Below are 19,820 nucleotides of genomic sequence, written 5' to 3' on the forward strand. Positions count from 1 at the left end.
ATTGGAAAATTCTCCAATCTTTTTTTGCATGTATTATTCTTTATCAGGTTGCCATTGCCAGCTTGCTCCAAATTGGGCGAGTAGCTCGAAGGAGGCTTCTGGTCCCATAGATCCGACAGGATATTCATGGAGTGGTACTTGATTTTGGCTCCAGAGTTCTTCAATGCGATCGATAAGCTCCCAGCTGGCTTTTACTTCATCCCAATGGCTGAAATTAGTTGAGTCGTTATTGAGGACATCAAAAATTAATTTTTCATAAGGGTCTGGAGAGGCTCCTGACGCTGTGGCATCTGTCCGATAATCCAATGAGATAGGAGCTAGATTAAAGAGTTCCCCAACTTTCTTGCCATTGAGGCTGAGTGAAATCCCCTCGGTTGGCTGGATATAGATGGTTAGGACATTTGGTTTGAGAGGTTCACCAAAGATGGAGTCCATTTGCTTGAAGACGATGTTGACATGGGTGCCTTTTTTGGTGAGGCGCTTCCCTGTTCGGAAGAAGAAAGGAACATCACGGAAGCGGTCGCTATCAATGAAGAAAGCACCAGAGGCAAAAGTTTCAGTAGTAGACTCAGGATTGACATTTGGTTCGCTACGGTAAGAAATGTATTTTCGACCGTTGATTTTGCCAGACTTGTATTGGCCGCGAATGAAGAAGCGTTTCAAATCTTCCTCGCTTGGCTGAACGAGGAGCTCAAATACCTTGACCTTTTCTGCACGGATATGGTCTTTGGTAAAGCTTTTTGGTTTGTCCATGGCCAGTAGTGAGAGGAGTTGTAGGGTGTGGTTTTGCACCATATCACGGAGGGCACCGGATTGATCATAGTATCCACCGCGTTCTTCAACTCCCAACTTTTCAGCAAAGGTAATCTGTACATTATCAATGTATTGGCGGTTCCAGACATTTTCAAAAAGCAGATTAGCAAAGCGGATGGCAAAAATCTTTTGAATCATTTCCTTGCCCAGATAGTGGTCGATGCGGAAAATCTGTTCTTCGTCAAAGGTTGCCAATAGATCTTCGTTAAGCTTGCTGGCAGTTGCCAAATCTGTTCCGAAGGGTTTTTCGACAATCAGGCGTTCAAATCCTTTTCCATCAACGATTTGCTCAGACTTGAGATGCTTAGCAATGGTTCCGAAAAATTGTGGCGCCATAGAAAGGAAGAAGAGTTTGTTATTTTCTGCCTGGTATTGCTCGTTGAGCTTGTTTTGCAGCTTGCGCAATTCGATATAATGCTCGGTGTCTTGCACGTCATGGCTTTGATAATAAAAGTGGCTGGCGAACTCTTGAGCCTGCTCGGCACTGTCGGCTAGGTCTGAGATTGACTCGACAACGACCGACTCGAAATATTCCTTGCTCCAAGGTCTGCGGGCAGTTCCGATTACGGCAAAATGTTGCGAAAGATTGCCAGATTTATAAAGTCGAAAGAGAGAAGGATAAAGCTTTCTTTGAGCCAAGTCTCCGCTGGCACCGAAAATTGTAATAATAACTTTTGAAGACATGATATCTATTACCTATCTAAATGTGATTGTCTCTATTTTATCACAATTTTCAGAAAAATTGTATTTGAAAAATCTGGATTTGACCAAAGAAAATATCCCGAGGGGAAGTCGGGATAGAAATTTAAGCTTCTTTCTTCTGATGAATCGCTCGAAACAGAAAATAGTAGAAAATAAAGTTTCCTATTGCGAGAAGTAGAAGTAGGCTAAAGACATTGTGGACGCCACTTGTCGTATTGGGTGCTTGGTTGAGCAGGACGGCTGCAATTGCCGTTCCCAAGGCACCAGCAAAGGTTTGCGCTAGTTGAAAGAGGGCAGTTACATCCGCCGTTTTATCTCTGCTGACTTGAGAAGCCGATAAAGCCATGGTATTGTTGAAGGCCATGTTGCGTCCCAGAGTAAAGAGGATATAAAATCCTAAGATCAAAGGCAGATTGAGCCAACTTGTAAAGAAGCTAAAGATAATCATGACCAGAAAGACTAGGCTATTGCCGCCCAGCAGAGACAGCTTAGGGCCTTTGCTATCGTACAATTTTCCCAGAAAAGGCGACATAAAAGCCCCGATCATGGTTCCGGGAAGGAGGGAAAAACCAGCTTGGGCGGTGGAGACATTCTTGACCAGCACGAGAAAGTTGGGAATGAGAAAGTTGCTGGATAGGTTGGAGAATTGGAAAATTAAAAAGGGCAGAATTCCAAAGAAAATTGTTGGTTCTTTCAAGATACGGATGTCCAGAAACGGATCTTGGACAGCCAGACTCCGCCAGATAAAAAAGGCAAAGGAAAGGAGAAAAATAACAAGATAGAGCCAATTGACACTATCGCCACCTTCCAAACTGGAGATGGTCATCAGAGAAAAGGAAAGAGCCGTTGCAAGCGAGAGAAAACCCAGCACATCAAAGGGGCGCTTGCTTTTTTCTGCTGAATTCTCCAAGTTAACATATGCCAGCAAAAAAGAGAGAATGGGAACTGGCATGATAAAACTGTAGATCATGTGCCAGTCGAAGGAGCCAATCATGAATCCTCCGTAGGTCGGGCCGATGGCTGGTGCCAGACTGATAACTAGGCCACTCAGTCCCATATAAAATCCGATTTTCTGCCGAGGGACCCGCTCCACGATGAGATTAAACATAAGTGGAATGGCAATCCCAGTCGCTCCCCCCTGAAGGATCCGTCCCAGCATAAGGAAAGTAAAGTCTGGGGCAATCATAGCAATCAGATTACCAAGAGTAAAGATGGAAAGTGAGGTAAAGAGGATGCGACGCTCCGTCCAATTGTGGGCTAGAGTTGCGCCTAAAGTTATGGTGATGGCGACGGCCAGCAGATAGCCAGTCGTAATCCATTGCAGCACTCCTAAGCTCAGACCAAATACTTTGCTGAGGTGGGGAAAGGTCACATTCATACTGGTCTCTGAAAGAATTCCAGCAAAGGTGACTAAGGCCACAGCCAGAATAGAAAGCAAATCTCGTTTCTTTACTTTTTCTTGATTCATAAAAACAACTCCTTTTCAAATGAGATAGTATTATTGTAGCATGATTTTCTAAGAGAGGAGAAAAAAAGTTAAATAGCAACTTTAATCAAATTTATAAAAGTCGAGCAGACTAACTTAGTAAAGGGGAGAGAATGGCATATAAAAGAAACACCCATGAAAATGGATTTTCACAGGTGTTTGACTCTAAAAGACCCGATAGACATAAGGATTGTCCGGTTTTTCTACCCTATCAAAACTTTCAACTTCTAGAGTTGGCAGGCTTTGCCCAAGACTTTTATGGTAGTGCATGGCAAGTTTCCCCTTGGCATGAATCCAGGTATTATTCTCAAAATGCTGGGTATTTCCAGTCGTCAAGAGGCCATAGACACCTGAGTCGGCGATACAATGGATAATACCGAAGCGAAAGAGAAATTGACTCTTCTGGTCGCTAGGGTCATTGTAGACAAAGCCGGTGAACTCCAGCGTTTTACCCACAAACTCGTCGGGATAATCATAGATGACCTCCATGACCTCCATGTAGTTCTCAGTTGTGACCTGAATGGTATCTTGCTTGACATATTTCTTGGCGGCTGCCCGCATTTCTTTTTCGTAAGCTCCTTTGGTAAAGTAGGTGCTGGTGTCCGGCTTTAGGTATTGGCTGGTAGTGCCTTCGTCCTGCTGGACGGCTGCAGAAGTTCCTTCAGCCAGTGGGAAATGAAATCCTTTAGCCGAAACTGTTGTCGAATCCAAGGTAACAGTTGGAAAGAAAATTCCTACAAAAAGCGGAATGACAAGGAGCAGCACGCTGCCTAACTTGGCCCAGCGAGAGGTCAAATGACTATGAACCTCCATCTTCTTCATCCAGATGATCAGCTGCACAACTGCCAAGATAAAAGATAGAATCATAGACAAGTAGGCCAGATAGGAGTAGTGGAGATTGATATATTGGTTGAGCTTGCCTGTCAGCTGTAGGTACATGGTGATCTCAAAGTAGCCGACTAAGATTAAAAATCGAATCATAGCACTACCCCCACAAGCCAAGAGTAAAGAAAGACGACGACAGTAACCAGGCTGATAAATTGCCAGATAAAGCGTGTCTTAAAGTAGTTTTTCATCATCAGCAGATTCTTGACATCTAGCATAGGCCCAATGACCAAGAAAGCTAAGACTGGCGATAAGCCGAAACTAGCAATCAAGGAGCTCCCGATGAAAGCATCAGCTTCGCTGCAAAGTGAGAGCAGGAAGGACAGCAGCATGAGGAGGAGAATAGCAACAGCTGGTGTCGAGCTGATAGAGGTCAGGATTCTGGTTGGCACATAGACTTGTACTATGCTGGCGAAGAGACAGCCAAAGACCAAATAGCGGCCTGTGTCGAAAAATTCGTCAATGGCTTGAACGAAGACCTGAAAAAGTTTTTGTCCTTTGCTAAGATGTGAAAAGTCATGTTCATGAACAGCCTTGCGATTTTCTTTCTGAATATTGCTGTCTGCAAAGAAGCCCAGAAAAATCCCTAAAAGAATAGCCACGACCATAGAACCTAGAGCACGAAGCAGAGCCATTCGAAAGGAATTACCAAAGGCTGAGTAGGTCGCAAAGAGCACGATAGGGTTGATGACTGGAGCTGTTACCAGAAAAGGCACAGCCGTGTAACTGGGAACTTTCTTTTCCAGAAATCGGTTTATAATAGGAACGATTCCGCACTCGCAAGAAGGGAAGACAATACCGATTAAACTTCCAAAGAAAATCCGAGCCCATTTGTTCTTGGGCAGGAAACGATAAACTTTGTCCGGCGTGACATACACCTCGATAAAGCCAGAAATGATACTTCCGATTAAGACAAAAGGCAGGGCCTCGATGATAATGGAGAGAAAAATAGCTCCAGCCTGTAAAACGCTGGAAGGAAGATTTGAAAAGAGGCTCATGCTTTTTTAGCCTTGTCTTCAGCTTCTTTTTTCTTTTTGTCATCTGGAAATTCGACTTTTTCAAGCTTGGGCAGAGTGGCAAATTCCTCGAACATCTTGTCTAAATCGTCTGTTTTAGTAAATTTAACAGCCATAAAAGTACCTCATTTCTAAAATAATAATTCTATTATACTACCAAAAGAAAAAAAATGATATTTTCAGCCACGATGGAGCTGAGACAGCGGATTTATCCAAGAAAGAAAAAGATGGATTAAACTAGTCTTTATAGATTGTTCAGCTTCATATTATGATATAATAGAAGCGTTATGGAAAATACTAATATTGAAAAAATTGCCCAGAAATTGGGCCTTAAAGAAAGCCAAGTATCACAGGTCTTAGACCTGACCGTTGAGGGAAATACCATTCCTTTCATTGCTCGTTACCGTAAGGAAATGACAGGAAATCTGGATGAGGTCGAGATTAAGGCAATCATTGATTTGGATAAGAGCATGACTGCCTTGGCGGAGCGTAAAGCAACGGTCTTAGCTAAGATTGAGGAGCAGGGAAAACTAACGGATGCACTGCGTTCTGAGATTGAGGCTGCTGAAAAGCTGGCTGATGTGGAAGAACTCTATCTGCCTTATAAGGAGAAGCGTCGTACCAAGGCTACTATTGCGCGTGAAGCAGGTCTCTTTCCTTTGGCTCGCCTAATCTTACGGGATGCGGCTAATCTGCAGGAAGAAGCTGAGAAACTGACTAGTGAAGCCTTTCCGACAGCAGAGGCTGCTCTTGCTGGAGCTGTGGATATTCTGACTGAGGCGATTTCTGAAGATACCAAGCTGCGGGCTTGGACCTACCATGAGATGCAGACCAATTCTTCTATCGTATCCAGTCTCAAAGACGGGGATTTGGATGAAAAGCAAGTCTTCCAGATTTATTATGATTTTTCTGAAAAAGTAGCGACCATGCAAGGCTACCGTACCTTGGCTCTTAACCGTGGTGAGAAGCTGGGTATTCTCAAGGTTGGTTTTGAGCACAATCTTGAGAAAATTCTGCGTTTCTTTGAGGTACGTTTCAAGGTGAAAAATGCTTATATTCTTGAAGCTATCCAGCAAGCAGTTAAAAAGAAAATCATTCCAGCCATGGAGCGCCGTATTCGGACTGAGTTGACTGAGGCCGCTGAGGATGGAGCCATTCAGCTCTTCTCAGAAAATCTCCGAAATCTCCTCCTGATTGCTCCTCTCAAAGGTCGCGTAGTACTGGGCTTTGATCCAGCCTTTCGGACAGGAGCCAAGCTAGCTGTTGTGGATGCGACAGGAAAGATGCTGACGACTCATGTCATCTATCCCGTTCCACCAGCAAAGCCAGCTCAGATTGAAGCATCTAAGAAAGAGTTATCGGAGCTGATTGAGCAGTTTGGCGTGGAAATCATTGCCATTGGAAATGGAACGGCTAGCCGAGAAAGCGAAGCCTTTGTAGCTGAAGTTTTGAAATCCCATCTAAATGTCAGCTATGTCATCGTCAATGAAAGCGGAGCATCTGTCTACTCTGCTAGTGAACTGGCTCGTCATGAATTTCCAGATTTGACGGTTGAAAAGCGTTCAGCTATTTCCATCGCCCGCCGTCTGCAGGATCCATTGGCAGAGCTGGTTAAGATTGATCCGAAGTCGATCGGGGTTGGTCAGTACCAGCATGATGTCAGCCAGAAAAAGCTGTCTGAAAGTCTGGACTTTGTCGTGGATACCGTGGTTAACCAAGTCGGGGTTAATATCAACACCGCCAGTCCTGCTCTGCTGGCTCATGTGGCTGGTCTTAATAAAACTATCTCAGAAAATATTGTCAAATACCGAGAAACAGAAGGCTTGATTCGGTCTCGCGAGGCTATCAAGAAAGTGCCACGTCTGGGCGCAAAGGCTTTTGAACAGGCAGCCGGCTTCCTGCGTATTCCTGAAAGTGATAACTTGCTAGACAATACAGGCGTTCACCCAGAGTCTTATAAGGCGGTGGAGGAGCTCTTTAAGCGTTTAGAAATTAGTAGTTTGGATGAAGCAGCCCAAGCTAAATTAAAAGCAGTGCAGACTGCTAGTTTGTCTGCAGAGCTAGGCTTGGGAGAAGAAACCCTCAAAGATATTATTGCTGATTTGCTCAAGCCTGGCAGAGATTTGCGAGATTCCTTTGACGCGCCAGTTTTGCGGCAGGATGTCTTGGATATCAAGGATTTGCGCATCGGTCAAAAACTGGAAGGTGTTGTCCGCAATGTCGTCGATTTCGGAGCCTTTGTGGATATCGGTATCCACGAAGATGGCCTTATCCATATTTCTAAAATCAGTAAAAACTTTATCAAACACCCTAGCCAAGTCCTGTCAGTCGGTGATTTGGTCACTGTCTGGGTGGATAAACTGGATGTGGAGCGGGAAAAGGTCAATCTCTCTCTGATAGCGCCAAATGAATCTAACTAACTACGTTAAGCAGGTGTCGCTGGAAGATTTTGGTTGGGAATTCCGCCACCAAGCTTATTGGAACAAGCGTCTCCGGACGACTGGAGGACGCTTCTTTCCAAAAGATGGTCATCTAGATTTCAATCCGAAAATTTATGAAACTTTTGGACTTGAAACTTTTCGAAAAATTGTTCGTCATGAGTTGGTTCACTATCACCTCTATTATCAGGGTAAAGGTTACCGCCATGGAGATAGAGATTTTAAAGACCTCCTTAAGCAAGTTGACGGTCTGCGCTACGCTCCATCCTTGTCAAACTCGCAATCCTTTCTCATTTATGAATGCCTAAGCTGCGGAGCACATATCCGTCGTAGACGAAGGGTAGACATAAAAAAATATCGTTGCGGTCGTTGTAGAGGTCAACTGTCCTTCCTCAAAGAGGAAACAAACAGAGGCTGAGCGAATTAAAAACGGATCAATGCAGAATCAGCCTTGGGGCTGATTTTTTTGTTCTCCCGCTATGATAAAATGAAGGAAAGAATGAGAGTTGAGGTCATCATCATGAAAACTAAGTTTTATAAATTAAGAAGAAACCGAGTGATTTCAGGGGTTTTGTCAGGATTGGCTGATAAATTTAATTTTGATCTTGGCTTGTTACGCTTTTTATTCATCATCTTTACAGTTTCCAATTTTGGCTTAGGCATTTTGATTTATATTTTGTTGGCTGTCGTGATGCCTTACAAGGAAGATGTGGAAGCGGAAATGTATGGAACGGGCCCTCGCAAAATGAAAGATGCCGAGCCAATCAATGACAATGATGGTTGGTTTTGGTAAAATAACAAATATAAGATTCGGGAGTATTCCCGAATTTTTGCTAGATGTAGAAGAAACGAAAAGAGAGAATCTAGGGAAGCGCAGCTGACGGAATCTGGAAACTGCTACCGAAAGATGAATGACTTTATCCAAGGAGGAAATATGACAGAAGTTTGGAATGCTTATGACTTAAATCGAAATCAACTCCCGCATCTCCTGGTTCGAGGAGATGAAATTCCTGAAGGACAGTTTCATCTCTGTGTCAATGTCTTGGTTCGCCATCAGGATGGCGATATTCTCTGTATGCGACGGTCAGTAAATAAAAGTCTCTATCCTGGCTACTATGAGTTTGGAGCGGGAGGTAGTGTATTGGCAGGAGAGGATAGTCAGACAGCCGCCCTCCGGGAACTAGAAGAAGAAACGGGTCTGGTTCCCGACAGTATCAGACTGTTGGAGCAGGTGTGCTCTGTCGAAGACCAGTGCCACTTTGATTTCTATGAAGCGGTGGTGTCTGGAGACAAGAGCCAAGTTCGCTATCAGGCAGGCGAAACTGATGCTCATGTCTGGCTGCCTCTAAGAGAAATTCCAGCCTTTATCGAGAGCCATCCTTGCTTTCAAAATCAGAAAAAAATTCTCCAAAGGTGGATAGGCTAGTTGTTTTGACTGACCTTTTTACTGGCTGGCAGATGTTTTCACAAGCATCTAGGGAAAAATCCTGCTTAATTTCCAATCTTAAAAACTCTTTTAGGGTAAAAATTTGCTATAATAGAGAAAGATAAATTTGAAGGGAGCAGGGAATGTCTGTAAAGGTCAAAGATTTGATTGAAAAAGTCCGTTTACGTATCGTTTACGGCAGTGATGACCTCTTAGAAAAGGAGATTTCGACATCGGATATTGCGCGGCCGGGTCTTGAAATGACCGGCTATTTTGACTACTACACACCAGAACGGATTCAGCTGATTGGGATGAAGGAGTGGTCTTATCTGATGAAGATGACATCCCACAACCGTCATCAAGTCCTTCTGAAAATGTTTCAACCAGAAACGCCAGTTGTCATTGTGGCACGCGATTTGGAGATTCCTGAAGAAATGCAGCGAGCAGCGGAGGAAAAGCAAATCGCTATTCTGAGCAGCCGTACATCAACCAGTCGTCTATCAGGAGAAATTTCTAGCTTCCTTGACTCGCGTTTGGCGGTCAGAACCAGTGTCCATGGCGTATTGATGGACATCTACGGGATGGGAGTGCTGATTCAAGGGGACAGCGGTATTGGTAAAAGTGAAACTGGTCTTGATTTAGTCAAGCGTGGCCATCGTTTAGTGGCGGATGACCGGGTCGATATTTTTGCCAAGGATGAAATGACCCTCTGGGGAGAGCCTGCTGAGATTCTTCGTCATCTCTTGGAAATTCGTGGTGTCGGCATTATTGATGTGATGAGCCTTTACGGAGCTAGTGCGGTTAAGGATTCTTCACAGGTACAGATTGCCGTCTATCTGGAAAATTATGATACCAATAAGACCTTTGACCGTCTAGGCAATAATGCAGAAGAACTGGAAGTTTCCGGTGTCAGAATTCCTCGGATCCGCATCCCAGTTAAGACAGGACGCAACATCTCTGTGGTGATCGAAGCCGCAGCTATGAACTATCGGGCTAAGGAGATGGGCTTTGATGCCACCAAGATTTTTGAAGAACGACTGACTAATCTGATTAGCCAGAATGAGGTGAAAGATGCTTGATCCAGTAGCTTTTTCAGTCGGTCCCTTTAGTATTCGTTGGTATGCGATTTGCATTGTCACTGGCTTGATTTTAGCCGTTTACTTAGCCATGAAGGAAGCGCCACGCAAGAAGATGATTCCAGATGATATTCTTGATTTCATTCTGATTGCCTTTCCCTTGGCCATCCTTGGAGCGCGGCTCTACTATGTGATTTTTGAATGGTCTTATTATGGCAAGCACTCTCTGATTGAGATTTTTCAGATTTGGAATGGTGGTTTAGCCATTTACGGTGGTTTGATCACCGGTGCCCTTGTCCTCTATTTCTTTTCACAGAGAAGGCTGATCAATCCTGTTGATTTCTTGGATATTGCAGCGCCTAGCGTCTTGATTGCTCAAAGCATTGGCCGTTGGGGCAATTTCTTTAACCAAGAAGCCTATGGAGCAGTGGTCAAAAATCTTAATTATCTGCCGTCCTTCATCCGTAACAATATGTACATAGATGGTGCTTATCGCCAGCCAACCTTCTTATACGAATCCCTTTGGAATTTACTTGGCTTTGCCCTATTGCTGATTTTACGACGCCGCCCTAAATTCTTCCGTCAGGGAGAATTGGCAGCCTTTTACCTGATTTGGTACGGCTTTGGCCGGATGATTATTGAGGGTATGCGGACTGATAGTCTCATGTTCTTGGGTGTTCGTATATCTCAGTGGCTGTCTGCAGCCCTGATTTTACTCGGCATCGGCATTATGATTTACCAAAGAAAAAAACAAGCCCCCTATTATCAAGAGTGAGAGGAGAATACTATGCTTGAAATTGCTTATACTTTAGTTGCTGTCGCTTTGATTGTTTTTCTAATCTATATGACCATCACCGTCAAAACTCTCGGTGATAAGGCTGCAAAAATGCTGGATGAGACAGAAAATACTATCAAAGTTTTGACTTCTGATGTCAATATCACCCTGCATCAAACCAATGATTTGATTGCCAAAGTCAATGTGTTGACAGATGATATCAACCACAAAGTAGCAACGATTGATCCGCTTTTCAATGCGGTGGCAGACCTATCCGAATCAGTCTCTGATTTAAATGATCAGGCGCGTGTTTTAGGAAAAAAGGCAGTCGCAGCAGGAAGCACGACAGCCAAAACAACAGCAGGTCTAACGGCCCTTCGTTTTGTTGGCAAATTATTTAAAAAATAAGAAAGTAGGTTTATTATGGGAAAAATTTCATCACTTTTATTAGGTGCTGTGTCTGGTGCAGCTGCAGCGTACTTTATAACTAGCAAAAAAGGTAAAGAAATCACTGAAAAAGTTCAAGACTTTGTTGTAGACTATCGGGAAGATCCAGACAAGACTCACGAAGCAGTTGTCCAATCAGTAAAGGATTTTTCAGATCAGGCTGTCAAGGCCATCAACCAAACCAAGGAAAAGGTTGAAAATGGCGAAATTACAGCTGAAACAGTATTGGAGTCTGTCAAGGATACGACCAAGTCAGTAGTAGACTATTCGCAGGATAAATTCCAAGAAATCAAAGAAAAGTTTGAAAAAGAAGAGGAAATTCTTGAAGAAGAAATTTCTGATATCGTGGTGGAAGAAGGAGAAAAAGCCTCTTCAGAAGAAATCATCATTGATTTAGAAGATAAGTAAGTTCAAACTGGATATACAAGTTGAGGCTGGGACAAAAGAGTCCTAGCCTCGTTTTTTATTAGAATTGCACCTTTGTCGCAGTGGTATAGGAAGCAAAAATTACTACTATTTAGTTTCCCCTTAGCCAACTTGATTTTCAGAAAAGAAAGCGTTATTATATAAATAAAAGGGGGTGTTGGTATGAAAAATTTAAAAATACTTGCCTTGCTAGGTCTGGGCTGCTGCTTATTAGCCTGTTCTCGGCAGAAAGCTTCAGAGTCCCCTCGGTCTAAAAGCTCTGACTCTTCTTCTAAAGCTTCGAGCGCGAGTCAAGCTAGCTCGAAAGCAGATAGTAGTAGTCAAGCCAGTACTAATCAAACCAGCCCTAGCCAGAGTTCCGCTTCTGCGGAGTCGGAAAGCTCCAGTCAGACAACTGAAAAGGTCAGAGAAGAGGATACACAGCCTTCTAGTAAAGAAGCGCCTTCTTCTATCAGAAAACGTCTGGAAGTCCCTATGCAGATTCAGCGAGCTTGGAATACTTGCGCACCGACCTCTGTCAGTATTATTCTAGCTTACAGGGGCGTCCAGGCTAGTCAGGAAGAATTGGCACGAGCGATGGGCACCGATGAGACTTTCGGTACCCATAATGTCAATGCTATCCGTGTCTTAAATCAATATTTATTTGGTTATGCGGAAGTGCCGGCAGGCCAAGCGGACTACCATCTTGCGACAGTGACTAGCAGTGCCTCGAATTCTGAAGATATGCGGTTCTTTAAGGAGCGCCTTCGCAAGAATATTGATGATGGCTATCCGCTCTACTATACGATTGATAATGCCTCCATCTACCCAGGGCACAAGGGTGAACACAATGTTGTGGGGACGGGCTATGAATTATCAGCAGACGGCAGTGATGTCCTTGCAGTTTATTACATTGATCCATCCTATACCGTTCAGGATCCAGTCTATGGAGGGCTGAAAAAGGTGACTCCAGAAGAATTATTGGCAGCTATGTGTGCTTGTCAGGAACCAAATTACGCTTGGTAAAAAAAGAAAAACGAGATCTTTTGATCTCGTTTGATTTAATTCGTGAATTAACGGTGTCTCTTTCTCCGAACAGTACGGTAGCCTTGAATAACCATGAGACTCAGGACTACAGCAAGTGTAAAGGATAGGAAGGTACTTATTTTTGCAGATAAGAAGATAAAGCTAAAAAAGACTGTCAAAATACAGAATAAAGCGATATTTATAAAGAAAAATAGCTCACGTAATTGTGATGCTGATTCTGCTTGGGGCAGGTATTCTTGATAGGAAACTTCCTTGCTTTGCTCTGTCGAATCATGCAGGGGCGCTGATTCAAACTGTTTAAAATCTCTTACTGCCATAATCTCTCTCCTAATAGTACCTTATCATTCTATCATGTTTCTACTATTAGGTATGTTACAAGATAGTTACAAAACGAATAAAATCGAATTAAGAAATCATAATTCCTATTTTTTTGGTATAATAATGATATGAAAAAGATAATCATTACAGCGACAGCTGAAAGTATAGAACAAGTTCAAGCTTTATTGGAAGCAGGTGTGGATCGTATTTATGTCGGTGAGAAAAAATACGGCCTTCGTTTGCCGCATAATTTCACCTACGACGAATTAAATCGGATTTCTCGAATGGTTCATCAGGCAGGAAAAGAAATGACCGTTGCTGTCAATGCTTTGATGCATCAGGACATGATGGATCAGATCAAGCCTTATTTGGATTTTCTTCAGGAGATTGAGGTAGATTATATCACCGTCGGTGATGCAGGTGTATTCTACGTTTTGCAGCGGGATGGCTATAAGCTAAAAACGATTTATGATGCTTCGACCATGGTTACCAGCAGTCGCCAGATTAATTTTTGGGGCAAGAATGCTGGTGTATCGGAAGCTGTTTTGGCGCGGGAAATTCCATCGGCAGAACTCTTTAAAATGCCGGAAATCCTTGAAATTCCAGCCGAAGTCCTAGTTTATGGTGCGAGCGTTATCCACCACTCTAAACGTCCGCTTTTGCAAAATTACTATAACTTTACACACATTGATGATGAAAAATCAAGAGAGAGAGACCTCTTTCTTGCTGAGCCAAGTGACCCTCAGAGCCATTATTCGATTTTTGAGGACGACCACGGGACGCACATTTTCGCCAATAATGACTTGGACTTGATGACCAAGCTGACAGAATTGGTTGACCACGGCTTTACGCATTGGAAGTTGGAAGGGCTCTACACTCCTGGTCAGAATTTTGTTGAGATTGCTAAGCTTTTTGTTCAGGCGAGGGACTTGATTGAAAAAGGTGAATTTAGTCATGACCAAGCTTTCTTGTTAGATGAGCTGCTTCACAAATTGCATCCGAAGAATCGTTTCCTCGATACAGGATTTTATGATTACGACCCAGACATGGTGAAATAGACAGGATTTTGCTGCCTTTATCTAAGTGGGCATCACCAAAAAGCTATTTGCTCACCAGAAACGTTTTAAGAAAAGGCACAGATGAATCTGCGCCTTTTTGAGTTTTCATCTATAAAAATGGAGTGCTGGTTATGATTTCCAATAATCATAATTGTAGGTAGTTAGGATCATTTGCGTAATTTCTTCAGGCTCTTCTTGAGCTCCGCCGGCTATCCAAAGAGAAATAATCCCCTCAACACTGGATAGGAAGATTTCCAAGGCGTATTTCTGAGGGATATGGAAGTTCTCCTCTAAAAAACGCTGGGTAGCAGCTTCTTGCTTGTCGCTCAGAATGATACTGGTTATGAATTCACGAATAGCTCCGCGAAAGTCAATATAATGGCTTCTAGTCAGGGCATTGATCAGACGTTCATTAGCACGCAGTATATGAAATTTGGCTATCATGAACTGTTTGGAATATTCGCCTTCTTCTTCAAAAAGACTATAACTATAAAGTTGAGAAATGATGTCGCTTTTGAGGCTATCAATCATCTGATACTTATCTTGGTAGTGGAGGTAGAAGGTGCCGCGATTAATCCCTGCCCGCTTGCAGAGTTTGCTGATGGAGATAGTATTAAACCTTTCCTCTGATAGTAGCTGAATCAAGGCTTCTTTGATGTCTTCCTTGGTACTAGTTTTTCGTTTCTGGACCATTTTTCTTCCTTTTTACTTAAATCAACACTTTGTTGATTTTTGGTTATTGCTTTTTATCTAAGCTCATTATATAATATCTGTGATTTAGAATCAACACCTTGTCGATTTAAGGAGATGGGGTTTGAAAAGGAGAGAAGCGATATGGCTTATATTGAAATGAAACATAGCTTTAAACGTTATCAGGTAGGTGAGGCAGAAATTGTCGCTAATAACGATATTTCTTTTGAGATTGAAAAGGGGGAACTGGTTATTATCCTGGGTGCCTCTGGTGCAGGCAAGTCTACGGTGCTCAATATCCTCGGAGGTATGGATACCAATGATGAGGGAGACATTCTGATAGACGGTCAGAATATTGCTGCCTACAATTCCCATCAGCTGACGGACTATCGCCGCAATGATGTGGGCTTCGTCTTTCAGTTTTACAATTTGGTGCCCAACCTGACGGCCAAGGAAAATGTCGAATTGGCTTCTGAAATTGTCAAGGATGCTCAAGATCCAGTGGCAGCACTGATAGCAGTGGGTCTGGGAAAGCGCCTCAATAGTTTTCCAGCGCAGTTGTCAGGTGGGGAGCAACAGAGGGTGTCCATTGCTAGGGCTGTGGCCAAAAATCCCAAGATTTTACTCTGCGATGAGCCGACAGGGGCTCTGGACTACAATACTGGCAAGCAAGTGCTGCAAATCTTACAGGATATGTCCCGCAATCAAGGAGCAACGGTGATTATCGTGACCCACAATGCTGCCTTGGCTCCCATTGCTGACCGGGTTATTCGCATGCACGACGCGAGAGTTAAGAGTGTTACAGTCAATGAAGAGCCTCAGGATATAAGTACATTGGAGTATTGATATGAAGAGAAAGATTTATTGGAAAGATATTCTGCGCTCCTTCACTAGCTCTAAAGGACGTTTCCTATCTATTTTAATCCTCATGATGCTGGGCTCTTTAGCTCTCGTGGGACTCAAGGTCGCTCCACCCAATATGCGCAGAACAGCCACAGATTACTTGAAAGAGCAGCGAACCATGGACTTGTCTGTTATGGCGGATTATGGATTGGATAAGGCGGATCAGAAAGAGCTGGAAGCTATCAAGGGTGCTGATGTCGAGTTTGGCTATCTGACAGATGTCACCGTGGACGAGGAGGCCCTCCGAGTATTTTCGAATACTAAAGATATTTCAATCTTTCAAGTGACCTCTGGCCGTCTTCCCAAGAAAGAGCAAGAAATTGCCCTGGCTAGCTTTTGGTCCAAGAAATATAAGCTTGGTCAGGAGATTGATCTGACCGAGAAAGGAGGCAGTCGGTCAGTTCTGAAAAACAAGACCTATAAGATTGTGGGTTTTGTCAACTCGGCAGAGCTCTGGTCTGATAGAAATCTGGGCAATGCGACTAGTGGCAGCGGGGCTTTATCTGCCTATGCTGTAGTCAGCCCCAAGACCTTTGATACAGATGTTTACAGTATTGCCCGCCTGCGCTATCATGATTTAGAAAAGCTGGCTCCCTTCTCTGAAAGTTATCAGGAGCATTTGGAGCAGCACCAGACTGCTTTGGACAAGAGCCTGGAAGATAACGGAGCGGCTCGCTTTAAGCGATTAAAGGCAGATGCCAAAAGCACCATTCAGAAGGGGCAAGATAAGATTGCTCAGGCTGAGAGTCAACTGGCCCAAGGGAAAAAACAATTAGAGCAGGCTCAGAATCAGCTGGACCAGCAAAAACCCCAGCTAGAAGCAGCCCAAGCCGCTTCTATCCTCCCTCCTGCACAGCTCAGCCAGAGCCAGCAACAGATTCAGGAAGCTGAGTCCCAGCTCAATCAGAAAAAAGCAGAGTTAGCACAGGCAGAGAAAGACTTATCGGCTAGCAAGGAAAAGCTAGCTGACGCTAAGGCAGACCTGAGTCGTTTGAAAGAGCCGGCCTATCATAGTTATGACCGCAAGTCCCTGCCAGGTGGGAATGGCTATCATATGTATAAAAACTCCATGAATAGTATTGCGTCGATTGGTAATATTTTCCCAGTGGTGCTCTATCTGGTGGCAGCTATGGTGACCTTTACCACTATGACGCGCTTTGTCGACGAGGAGCGAACAAATGCAGGTGTCTTCAAGGCTCTAGGCTATCATAGCCGAGATATCATTCGCAAGTTTGCTCTTTACGGCTTGGTAGCGGGTAGTTTGGGTACCCTCATAGGGATTCTGCTGGGACATTATTTCTTGTCTGGAGTGATTTCTTCTATTATTACCAGAGGGATGGTGCTCTCTGCTCCGCATGCTTATTTTTATATTTCCTATAGTTTACTGGCCCTTGGGCTTTCTCTTCTTTCCAGCGTTCTCCCTGCCTATTTGGTGGCAAGACGAGAGTTGACAGAGGAAGCAGCTCACTTGCTTTTGCCCAAGCCACCAGTCAAGGGCTCCAAGATTTTCTTGGAAAGACTGTCCCTTATCTGGCAGCGCCTTAGCTTTACTCAGAAGGTCACAGCACGCAATATCTTTCGCTATAAGCAGCGGATGTTTATGACCATCTTTGGTGTGGCGGGTTCGGTTGCCCTGCTCTTTGCCGGTCTAGGACTCCAATCTTCTATTGGTGGTATTCCCAAACGTCAGTTTGAGGAGATTCTGCGATACGACTTGATTGTTGCTGTCAATCCTGGGGAGAATCAAGCCGAACAAGATAATCTGAAAAAGATGCTGGCAGATGACTCGATTGCTGATTATCAGGAGATCTACAGTGAAACCTTGACAGAGAAATACAAAGGAAAAAAAGAGACAGAGTCAGTCACTTTAATGGTTACGGACAAGGAAAATTTTGAACCTTTTATTTATATGGAAAGCCCTGACAACCAGCAAAAGCTGACTCTCAAGGACGGTGTAGTTGTTTCGGATAAACTGGCCCGTATAGCTGGGGTTAGCCCCGGTGGCCGTATAGAACTGGATGGCAAGTCTGTCAAGCTCGCAGCAGTCAGTGAGAATCATTTTGGCCATTTTGCCTTTATGAAGGTGACTGACTACCAGAAGATTTACGGCAAAAAGCCCGAGAAAAACGCTTATCTAGTGCGACTCAAGGACTCTTCTAGTAAAAATATTGTGAATAAGGCCAATGAATTTATGAGCCTCAAGTCTGTCAAGAGTGTTTCCCAAAATGCAAGCATGGTGAAGCAGTTCAATGTTCTAGCTGATTCTCTTAATAATACGATGCTGGTTTTGGTACTGATTTCCATTCTTTTAGCAGTCGTCATTCTCTATAATCTGACAAATATCAATGTGGCCGAGCGGATTCGCGAGCTGTCCACCATCAAGGTTTTGGGCTTCCATAATAAGGAAGTGACCCTCTATATCTATCGAGAGACTATTATTCTTTCAGTGATTGGGATGGCAGTTGGGCTTCTAGGTGGTTTCTTCCTGCATCGTTTTTTGATTGAGAAGGTTGCGCCTAGCATTATCAGCTTAACCCCTCAAGTAAGTCCTTCAGTCTATCTGTTTCCTCTAACAGCAGTGACTCTTATCCTGACCTTGCTTGGCTTCTTTGTCAACTACCGCCTCAGACGGGTGGATATGCTGGAAGCACTCAAGTCTGTCGATTGATAAAAAAACGTTTCAAAACTTTCACTCACTTGATGGGTGGAAGTTTTTTTGAACTTTGATATAATATTCCTTGTAAAGAAAGAGAAAGATACACGATGACACGAAAAATTGCCTTATTATCCGATGTGCATGGAAATAGCACAGCCTTGGAAGCAGTACTGGCGGATGCGGAAAGCCAGCAGGTGACAGACTATTGGTTTTTGGGGGATTTGCTCCTGCCAGGAACCGGTCGCAGAAATATCCTAGATAGAATGGAGCAGCTGCCCATCAGCCTCCAGGTCAGAGGGAATTGGGAAGACAGCCTCTGGCATGCCTTGCATCAAAAACTGGATTTGGATCGTCCCAGCCATCTCTACCTGACCCGGCTCTGCCATTTTGTCCTAGAGGAAATCAAGCCTGAAGAGATTGACCGCATGCAGGAACTTCCTCTGCAGGTCTTGACAGAAGTAGAAGGATTGAAGATTGCGGTCAGCCACCATCTGCCAGATAAGAATTGGGGACGGGAGCTGATTCATATTGGCGAGCAGAGCGATTTCGACCGACTTTTTGAGGGAAATGACTGTGCTGTTGCTGTTTATGGTCATATTCACCAGCAGTTTCTCCGCTACGGGACTAAGGGGCAGCTGATTATCAATCCCGGTTCTATTGGTCAGCCATTCTTTCTAGATTCAGCTTTGCGTCAGGACTTGCGAGCCCAGTATGCCATTTTAGAGATTGATGAGACGGGTCTGGCTGATGTTGACCTTCGGCGCGTGGCTTATGATGTGGAGCAGGAACTACGATTGGCGCGGGAGCTCCACTTGCCTTACTATGAGATTTATCGGGAGAGTTTGGTCAATGGTATCCACCATACCCATAACCACGACCTGCTGCGGGAAATCAGTGAGCGGGAAGGCTATGCAGATGAGATTGCAGCTTTCTTAAAGTCCAGTCGTAACTCTTGAAGTTACACCATTTTTGATATATAATAGTGAGAGAAGATGATGAGGGAGGAGAAAAAATGCAGATTTCTAGCCGTTTCACCATTGCCACCCATATGCTGATTGTCCTGGCTTTGGAGGGGAAAAAACGAAAACTGACAAGTGATATCCTTGCTGGCAGTGTCGGCGTCAATCCAGTTATTATCCGCAAGACCCTGTCCCAGCTCAAGAATGCCGGGATGATTACCGTTGCTCGTGGAACTGGAGGAGCAGAGATTGTCAAAGATTTGAAAGACATTAGCCTGTTGGACGTCTATAGTGCCGTTGAATGTCTGGGCAAGAGCGGCCAGCTTTTTAGCTTTCATGACAAGCCCAATCCAGACTGTCCTATCGGCAAGAACATTCACAATGTCTTAGATGACCGTTTGGCGGCTATTCAGGCAGCCATGGAAGCTGAATTGGCTCAGACCAGACTTGACGAAGTTGTCGCAGCAACCGAAAAAGAAATTAAAGAACAATCTGTTTCCTAGGAAGCAGGTTGTTTTTTGGTGAATAATATTCCGAGATGTAATTATTGACATTACATTGAGATGTGCTATACTAATAGTTGTAATAAAAATAATTACAATCTGAATAATCCTTCGGAGCAAATGGAGATGTGGAAATCTATATCAAGGAACCTATCTCTGTTTTGGGGAATAAAAAGAAAGATTGGGCAGGAAAACTACTGAACTTTAAAATTAAAGA

General features: G+C 43.8%; 21 protein-coding genes. 14 read left to right on the forward strand and 7 right to left on the reverse strand.

The window, feature by feature from the left end:
• Nucleotides 1-33: 33 nt before the first annotated feature.
• The 5 genes from zwf to PAN94_RS08645 all read right to left on the reverse strand — a co-directional run bounded on the left by zwf (nucleotide 34) and on the right by PAN94_RS08645 (nucleotide 5,018).
• Entirely contained in the window at nucleotides 34-1,497 is a 1,464-nt protein-coding gene (zwf, locus tag PAN94_RS08625) for a glucose-6-phosphate dehydrogenase (protein ID WP_285875514.1), read from the reverse strand.
• Between the two features lie 121 nt (nucleotides 1,498-1,618).
• On the reverse strand, nucleotides 1,619-2,983 hold the full coding sequence (locus tag PAN94_RS08630; protein ID WP_285875515.1) for an MFS transporter: 1,365 nt from the start codon (nucleotides 2,981-2,983) through the stop codon (nucleotides 1,619-1,621).
• A 183-nt stretch (nucleotides 2,984-3,166) separates the two neighbouring features.
• Nucleotides 3,167-3,982, reverse strand: a complete 816-nt coding sequence (locus PAN94_RS08635) for a TIGR03943 family putative permease subunit (RefSeq protein WP_285875516.1) — start codon at nucleotides 3,980-3,982, stop codon at nucleotides 3,167-3,169.
• A complete protein-coding gene (locus PAN94_RS08640) occupies nucleotides 3,979-4,884 on the reverse strand; it encodes a permease (protein ID WP_285875517.1) in 906 nt (301 codons plus the stop codon). Before PAN94_RS08640 ends, PAN94_RS08635 begins: the two co-directional genes overlap by 4 nt.
• Entirely contained in the window at nucleotides 4,881-5,018 is a 138-nt protein-coding gene (locus tag PAN94_RS08645) for an SPJ_0845 family protein (protein WP_125373709.1), read from the reverse strand. The genes PAN94_RS08640 and PAN94_RS08645 overlap by 4 nt, the downstream gene beginning before the upstream one ends.
• Before the next feature lie 171 nt (nucleotides 5,019-5,189).
• Between PAN94_RS08645 and PAN94_RS08650 the strand changes: the two genes are divergently transcribed.
• The 9 genes from PAN94_RS08650 to PAN94_RS08690 all read left to right on the forward strand — a co-directional run bounded on the left by PAN94_RS08650 (nucleotide 5,190) and on the right by PAN94_RS08690 (nucleotide 12,495).
• Nucleotides 5,190-7,322 (forward strand): Tex family protein, encoded by a 2,133-nt coding sequence (locus PAN94_RS08650; RefSeq protein WP_285875518.1) that lies wholly within the window; start codon nucleotides 5,190-5,192, stop codon nucleotides 7,320-7,322.
• Nucleotides 7,309-7,758 (forward strand): SprT family protein, encoded by a 450-nt coding sequence (locus tag PAN94_RS08655; protein ID WP_285875519.1) that lies wholly within the window; start codon nucleotides 7,309-7,311, stop codon nucleotides 7,756-7,758. The genes PAN94_RS08650 and PAN94_RS08655 overlap by 14 nt, the downstream gene beginning before the upstream one ends.
• A gap of 102 nt (nucleotides 7,759-7,860) precedes the next feature.
• The gene (locus PAN94_RS08660; protein ID WP_037586216.1) at nucleotides 7,861-8,133 is read left to right on the forward strand and encodes a PspC domain-containing protein; all 273 of its coding nucleotides are present in this window, start codon (nucleotides 7,861-7,863) and stop codon (nucleotides 8,131-8,133) included.
• Between the two features lie 141 nt (nucleotides 8,134-8,274).
• Nucleotides 8,275-8,766 carry an NUDIX hydrolase gene (locus tag PAN94_RS08665; protein WP_285875520.1) on the forward strand — a complete coding sequence of 164 codons (492 nt, stop codon included), beginning with the start codon at nucleotides 8,275-8,277 and terminating at the stop codon, nucleotides 8,764-8,766.
• A gap of 143 nt (nucleotides 8,767-8,909) precedes the next feature.
• Nucleotides 8,910-9,845, forward strand: a complete 936-nt coding sequence (hprK, locus tag PAN94_RS08670; RefSeq protein WP_285875521.1) for an HPr(Ser) kinase/phosphatase — start codon at nucleotides 8,910-8,912, stop codon at nucleotides 9,843-9,845.
• Nucleotides 9,838-10,617, forward strand: coding sequence for a prolipoprotein diacylglyceryl transferase (gene lgt, locus PAN94_RS08675; protein WP_285875522.1), 780 nt, complete (start codon nucleotides 9,838-9,840; stop codon nucleotides 10,615-10,617). The genes hprK and lgt overlap by 8 nt, the downstream gene beginning before the upstream one ends.
• Before the next feature lie 12 nt (nucleotides 10,618-10,629).
• Complete coding sequence (locus tag PAN94_RS08680) at nucleotides 10,630-11,025, forward strand: DUF948 domain-containing protein (RefSeq protein ID WP_285875523.1); 396 nt, start codon at nucleotides 10,630-10,632, stop codon at nucleotides 11,023-11,025.
• A gap of 15 nt (nucleotides 11,026-11,040) precedes the next feature.
• Complete coding sequence (locus tag PAN94_RS08685; RefSeq protein ID WP_285875525.1) at nucleotides 11,041-11,472, forward strand: YtxH domain-containing protein; 432 nt, start codon at nucleotides 11,041-11,043, stop codon at nucleotides 11,470-11,472.
• A 180-nt stretch (nucleotides 11,473-11,652) separates the two neighbouring features.
• The gene (locus PAN94_RS08690) at nucleotides 11,653-12,495 is read left to right on the forward strand and encodes a C39 family peptidase (protein WP_285875526.1); all 843 of its coding nucleotides are present in this window, start codon (nucleotides 11,653-11,655) and stop codon (nucleotides 12,493-12,495) included.
• Nucleotides 12,496-12,542: 47 nt separating this feature from the next.
• On the opposite strand, the gene PAN94_RS08695 is transcribed toward PAN94_RS08690, so the two are convergent.
• A complete protein-coding gene (locus PAN94_RS08695; RefSeq protein ID WP_285875528.1) occupies nucleotides 12,543-12,833 on the reverse strand; it encodes a DUF3270 family protein in 291 nt (96 codons plus the stop codon).
• Between the two features lie 129 nt (nucleotides 12,834-12,962).
• Here PAN94_RS08695 and PAN94_RS08700 point away from each other — a divergent pair, with 129 nt between their 5' ends.
• Nucleotides 12,963-13,892 (forward strand): peptidase U32 family protein, encoded by a 930-nt coding sequence (locus PAN94_RS08700; RefSeq protein ID WP_285875529.1) that lies wholly within the window; start codon nucleotides 12,963-12,965, stop codon nucleotides 13,890-13,892.
• A gap of 129 nt (nucleotides 13,893-14,021) precedes the next feature.
• Here the strand turns inward: PAN94_RS08700 and PAN94_RS08705 are convergent, their stop codons facing one another.
• Nucleotides 14,022-14,585, reverse strand: coding sequence for a TetR/AcrR family transcriptional regulator (locus PAN94_RS08705; RefSeq protein WP_285875530.1), 564 nt, complete (start codon nucleotides 14,583-14,585; stop codon nucleotides 14,022-14,024).
• A 141-nt stretch (nucleotides 14,586-14,726) separates the two neighbouring features.
• Here PAN94_RS08705 and PAN94_RS08710 point away from each other — a divergent pair, with 141 nt between their 5' ends.
• The 4 genes from PAN94_RS08710 (at nucleotide 14,727) to PAN94_RS08725 (ending at nucleotide 19,603) form a co-directional block, all read left to right on the forward strand.
• Entirely contained in the window at nucleotides 14,727-15,428 is a 702-nt protein-coding gene (locus tag PAN94_RS08710) for an ABC transporter ATP-binding protein (protein WP_285875531.1), read from the forward strand.
• Nucleotide 15,429: 1 nt separating this feature from the next.
• A complete protein-coding gene (locus PAN94_RS08715; RefSeq protein WP_285875533.1) occupies nucleotides 15,430-18,153 on the forward strand; it encodes an FtsX-like permease family protein in 2,724 nt (907 codons plus the stop codon).
• Nucleotides 18,154-18,248: 95 nt separating this feature from the next.
• Nucleotides 18,249-19,097, forward strand: coding sequence for a metallophosphoesterase family protein (locus PAN94_RS08720; RefSeq protein WP_285875534.1), 849 nt, complete (start codon nucleotides 18,249-18,251; stop codon nucleotides 19,095-19,097).
• A 56-nt stretch (nucleotides 19,098-19,153) separates the two neighbouring features.
• Nucleotides 19,154-19,603 (forward strand): Rrf2 family transcriptional regulator, encoded by a 450-nt coding sequence (locus PAN94_RS08725; protein ID WP_285875536.1) that lies wholly within the window; start codon nucleotides 19,154-19,156, stop codon nucleotides 19,601-19,603.
• Nucleotides 19,604-19,820: the final 217 nt, after the last annotated feature.

The sequence above is a fragment of the Streptococcus sp. SC1 genome (assembly GCF_030272855.1).
Lineage (GTDB): Bacteria > Bacillota > Bacilli > Lactobacillales > Streptococcaceae > Streptococcus.

Coding starts and splice junctions, on each gene's coding strand:
- PAN94_RS08700 (WP_285875529.1), top strand. CDS start 12,963: ATGAAAAAGATAATCATTACAGCGACAGCTGAAAGTATAGAACAAGTT.
- PAN94_RS08665 (WP_285875520.1), top strand. CDS start 8,275: ATGACAGAAGTTTGGAATGCTTATGACTTAAATCGAAATCAACTCCCG.
- PAN94_RS08710 (WP_285875531.1), top strand. CDS start 14,727: ATGGCTTATATTGAAATGAAACATAGCTTTAAACGTTATCAGGTAGGT.
- PAN94_RS08725 (WP_285875536.1), top strand. CDS start 19,154: ATGCAGATTTCTAGCCGTTTCACCATTGCCACCCATATGCTGATTGTC.
- lgt (WP_285875522.1), top strand. CDS start 9,838: ATGCTTGATCCAGTAGCTTTTTCAGTCGGTCCCTTTAGTATTCGTTGG.
- PAN94_RS08715 (WP_285875533.1), top strand. CDS start 15,430: ATGAAGAGAAAGATTTATTGGAAAGATATTCTGCGCTCCTTCACTAGC.
- PAN94_RS08660 (WP_037586216.1), top strand. CDS start 7,861: ATGAAAACTAAGTTTTATAAATTAAGAAGAAACCGAGTGATTTCAGGG.
- PAN94_RS08720 (WP_285875534.1), top strand. CDS start 18,249: ATGACACGAAAAATTGCCTTATTATCCGATGTGCATGGAAATAGCACA.
- PAN94_RS08640 (WP_285875517.1), bottom strand. CDS start 4,884: ATGAGCCTCTTTTCAAATCTTCCTTCCAGCGTTTTACAGGCTGGAGCT.
- PAN94_RS08690 (WP_285875526.1), top strand. CDS start 11,653: ATGAAAAATTTAAAAATACTTGCCTTGCTAGGTCTGGGCTGCTGCTTA.
- PAN94_RS08650 (WP_285875518.1), top strand. CDS start 5,190: ATGGAAAATACTAATATTGAAAAAATTGCCCAGAAATTGGGCCTTAAA.
- PAN94_RS08635 (WP_285875516.1), bottom strand. CDS start 3,982: ATGATTCGATTTTTAATCTTAGTCGGCTACTTTGAGATCACCATGTAC.
- PAN94_RS08655 (WP_285875519.1), top strand. CDS start 7,309: ATGAATCTAACTAACTACGTTAAGCAGGTGTCGCTGGAAGATTTTGGT.
- PAN94_RS08645 (WP_125373709.1), bottom strand. CDS start 5,018: ATGGCTGTTAAATTTACTAAAACAGACGATTTAGACAAGATGTTCGAG.
- PAN94_RS08695 (WP_285875528.1), bottom strand. CDS start 12,833: ATGGCAGTAAGAGATTTTAAACAGTTTGAATCAGCGCCCCTGCATGAT.
- hprK (WP_285875521.1), top strand. CDS start 8,910: ATGTCTGTAAAGGTCAAAGATTTGATTGAAAAAGTCCGTTTACGTATC.
- zwf (WP_285875514.1), bottom strand. CDS start 1,497: ATGTCTTCAAAAGTTATTATTACAATTTTCGGTGCCAGCGGAGACTTG.
- PAN94_RS08705 (WP_285875530.1), bottom strand. CDS start 14,585: ATGGTCCAGAAACGAAAAACTAGTACCAAGGAAGACATCAAAGAAGCC.
- PAN94_RS08630 (WP_285875515.1), bottom strand. CDS start 2,983: ATGAATCAAGAAAAAGTAAAGAAACGAGATTTGCTTTCTATTCTGGCT.
- PAN94_RS08680 (WP_285875523.1), top strand. CDS start 10,630: ATGCTTGAAATTGCTTATACTTTAGTTGCTGTCGCTTTGATTGTTTTT.
- PAN94_RS08685 (WP_285875525.1), top strand. CDS start 11,041: ATGGGAAAAATTTCATCACTTTTATTAGGTGCTGTGTCTGGTGCAGCT.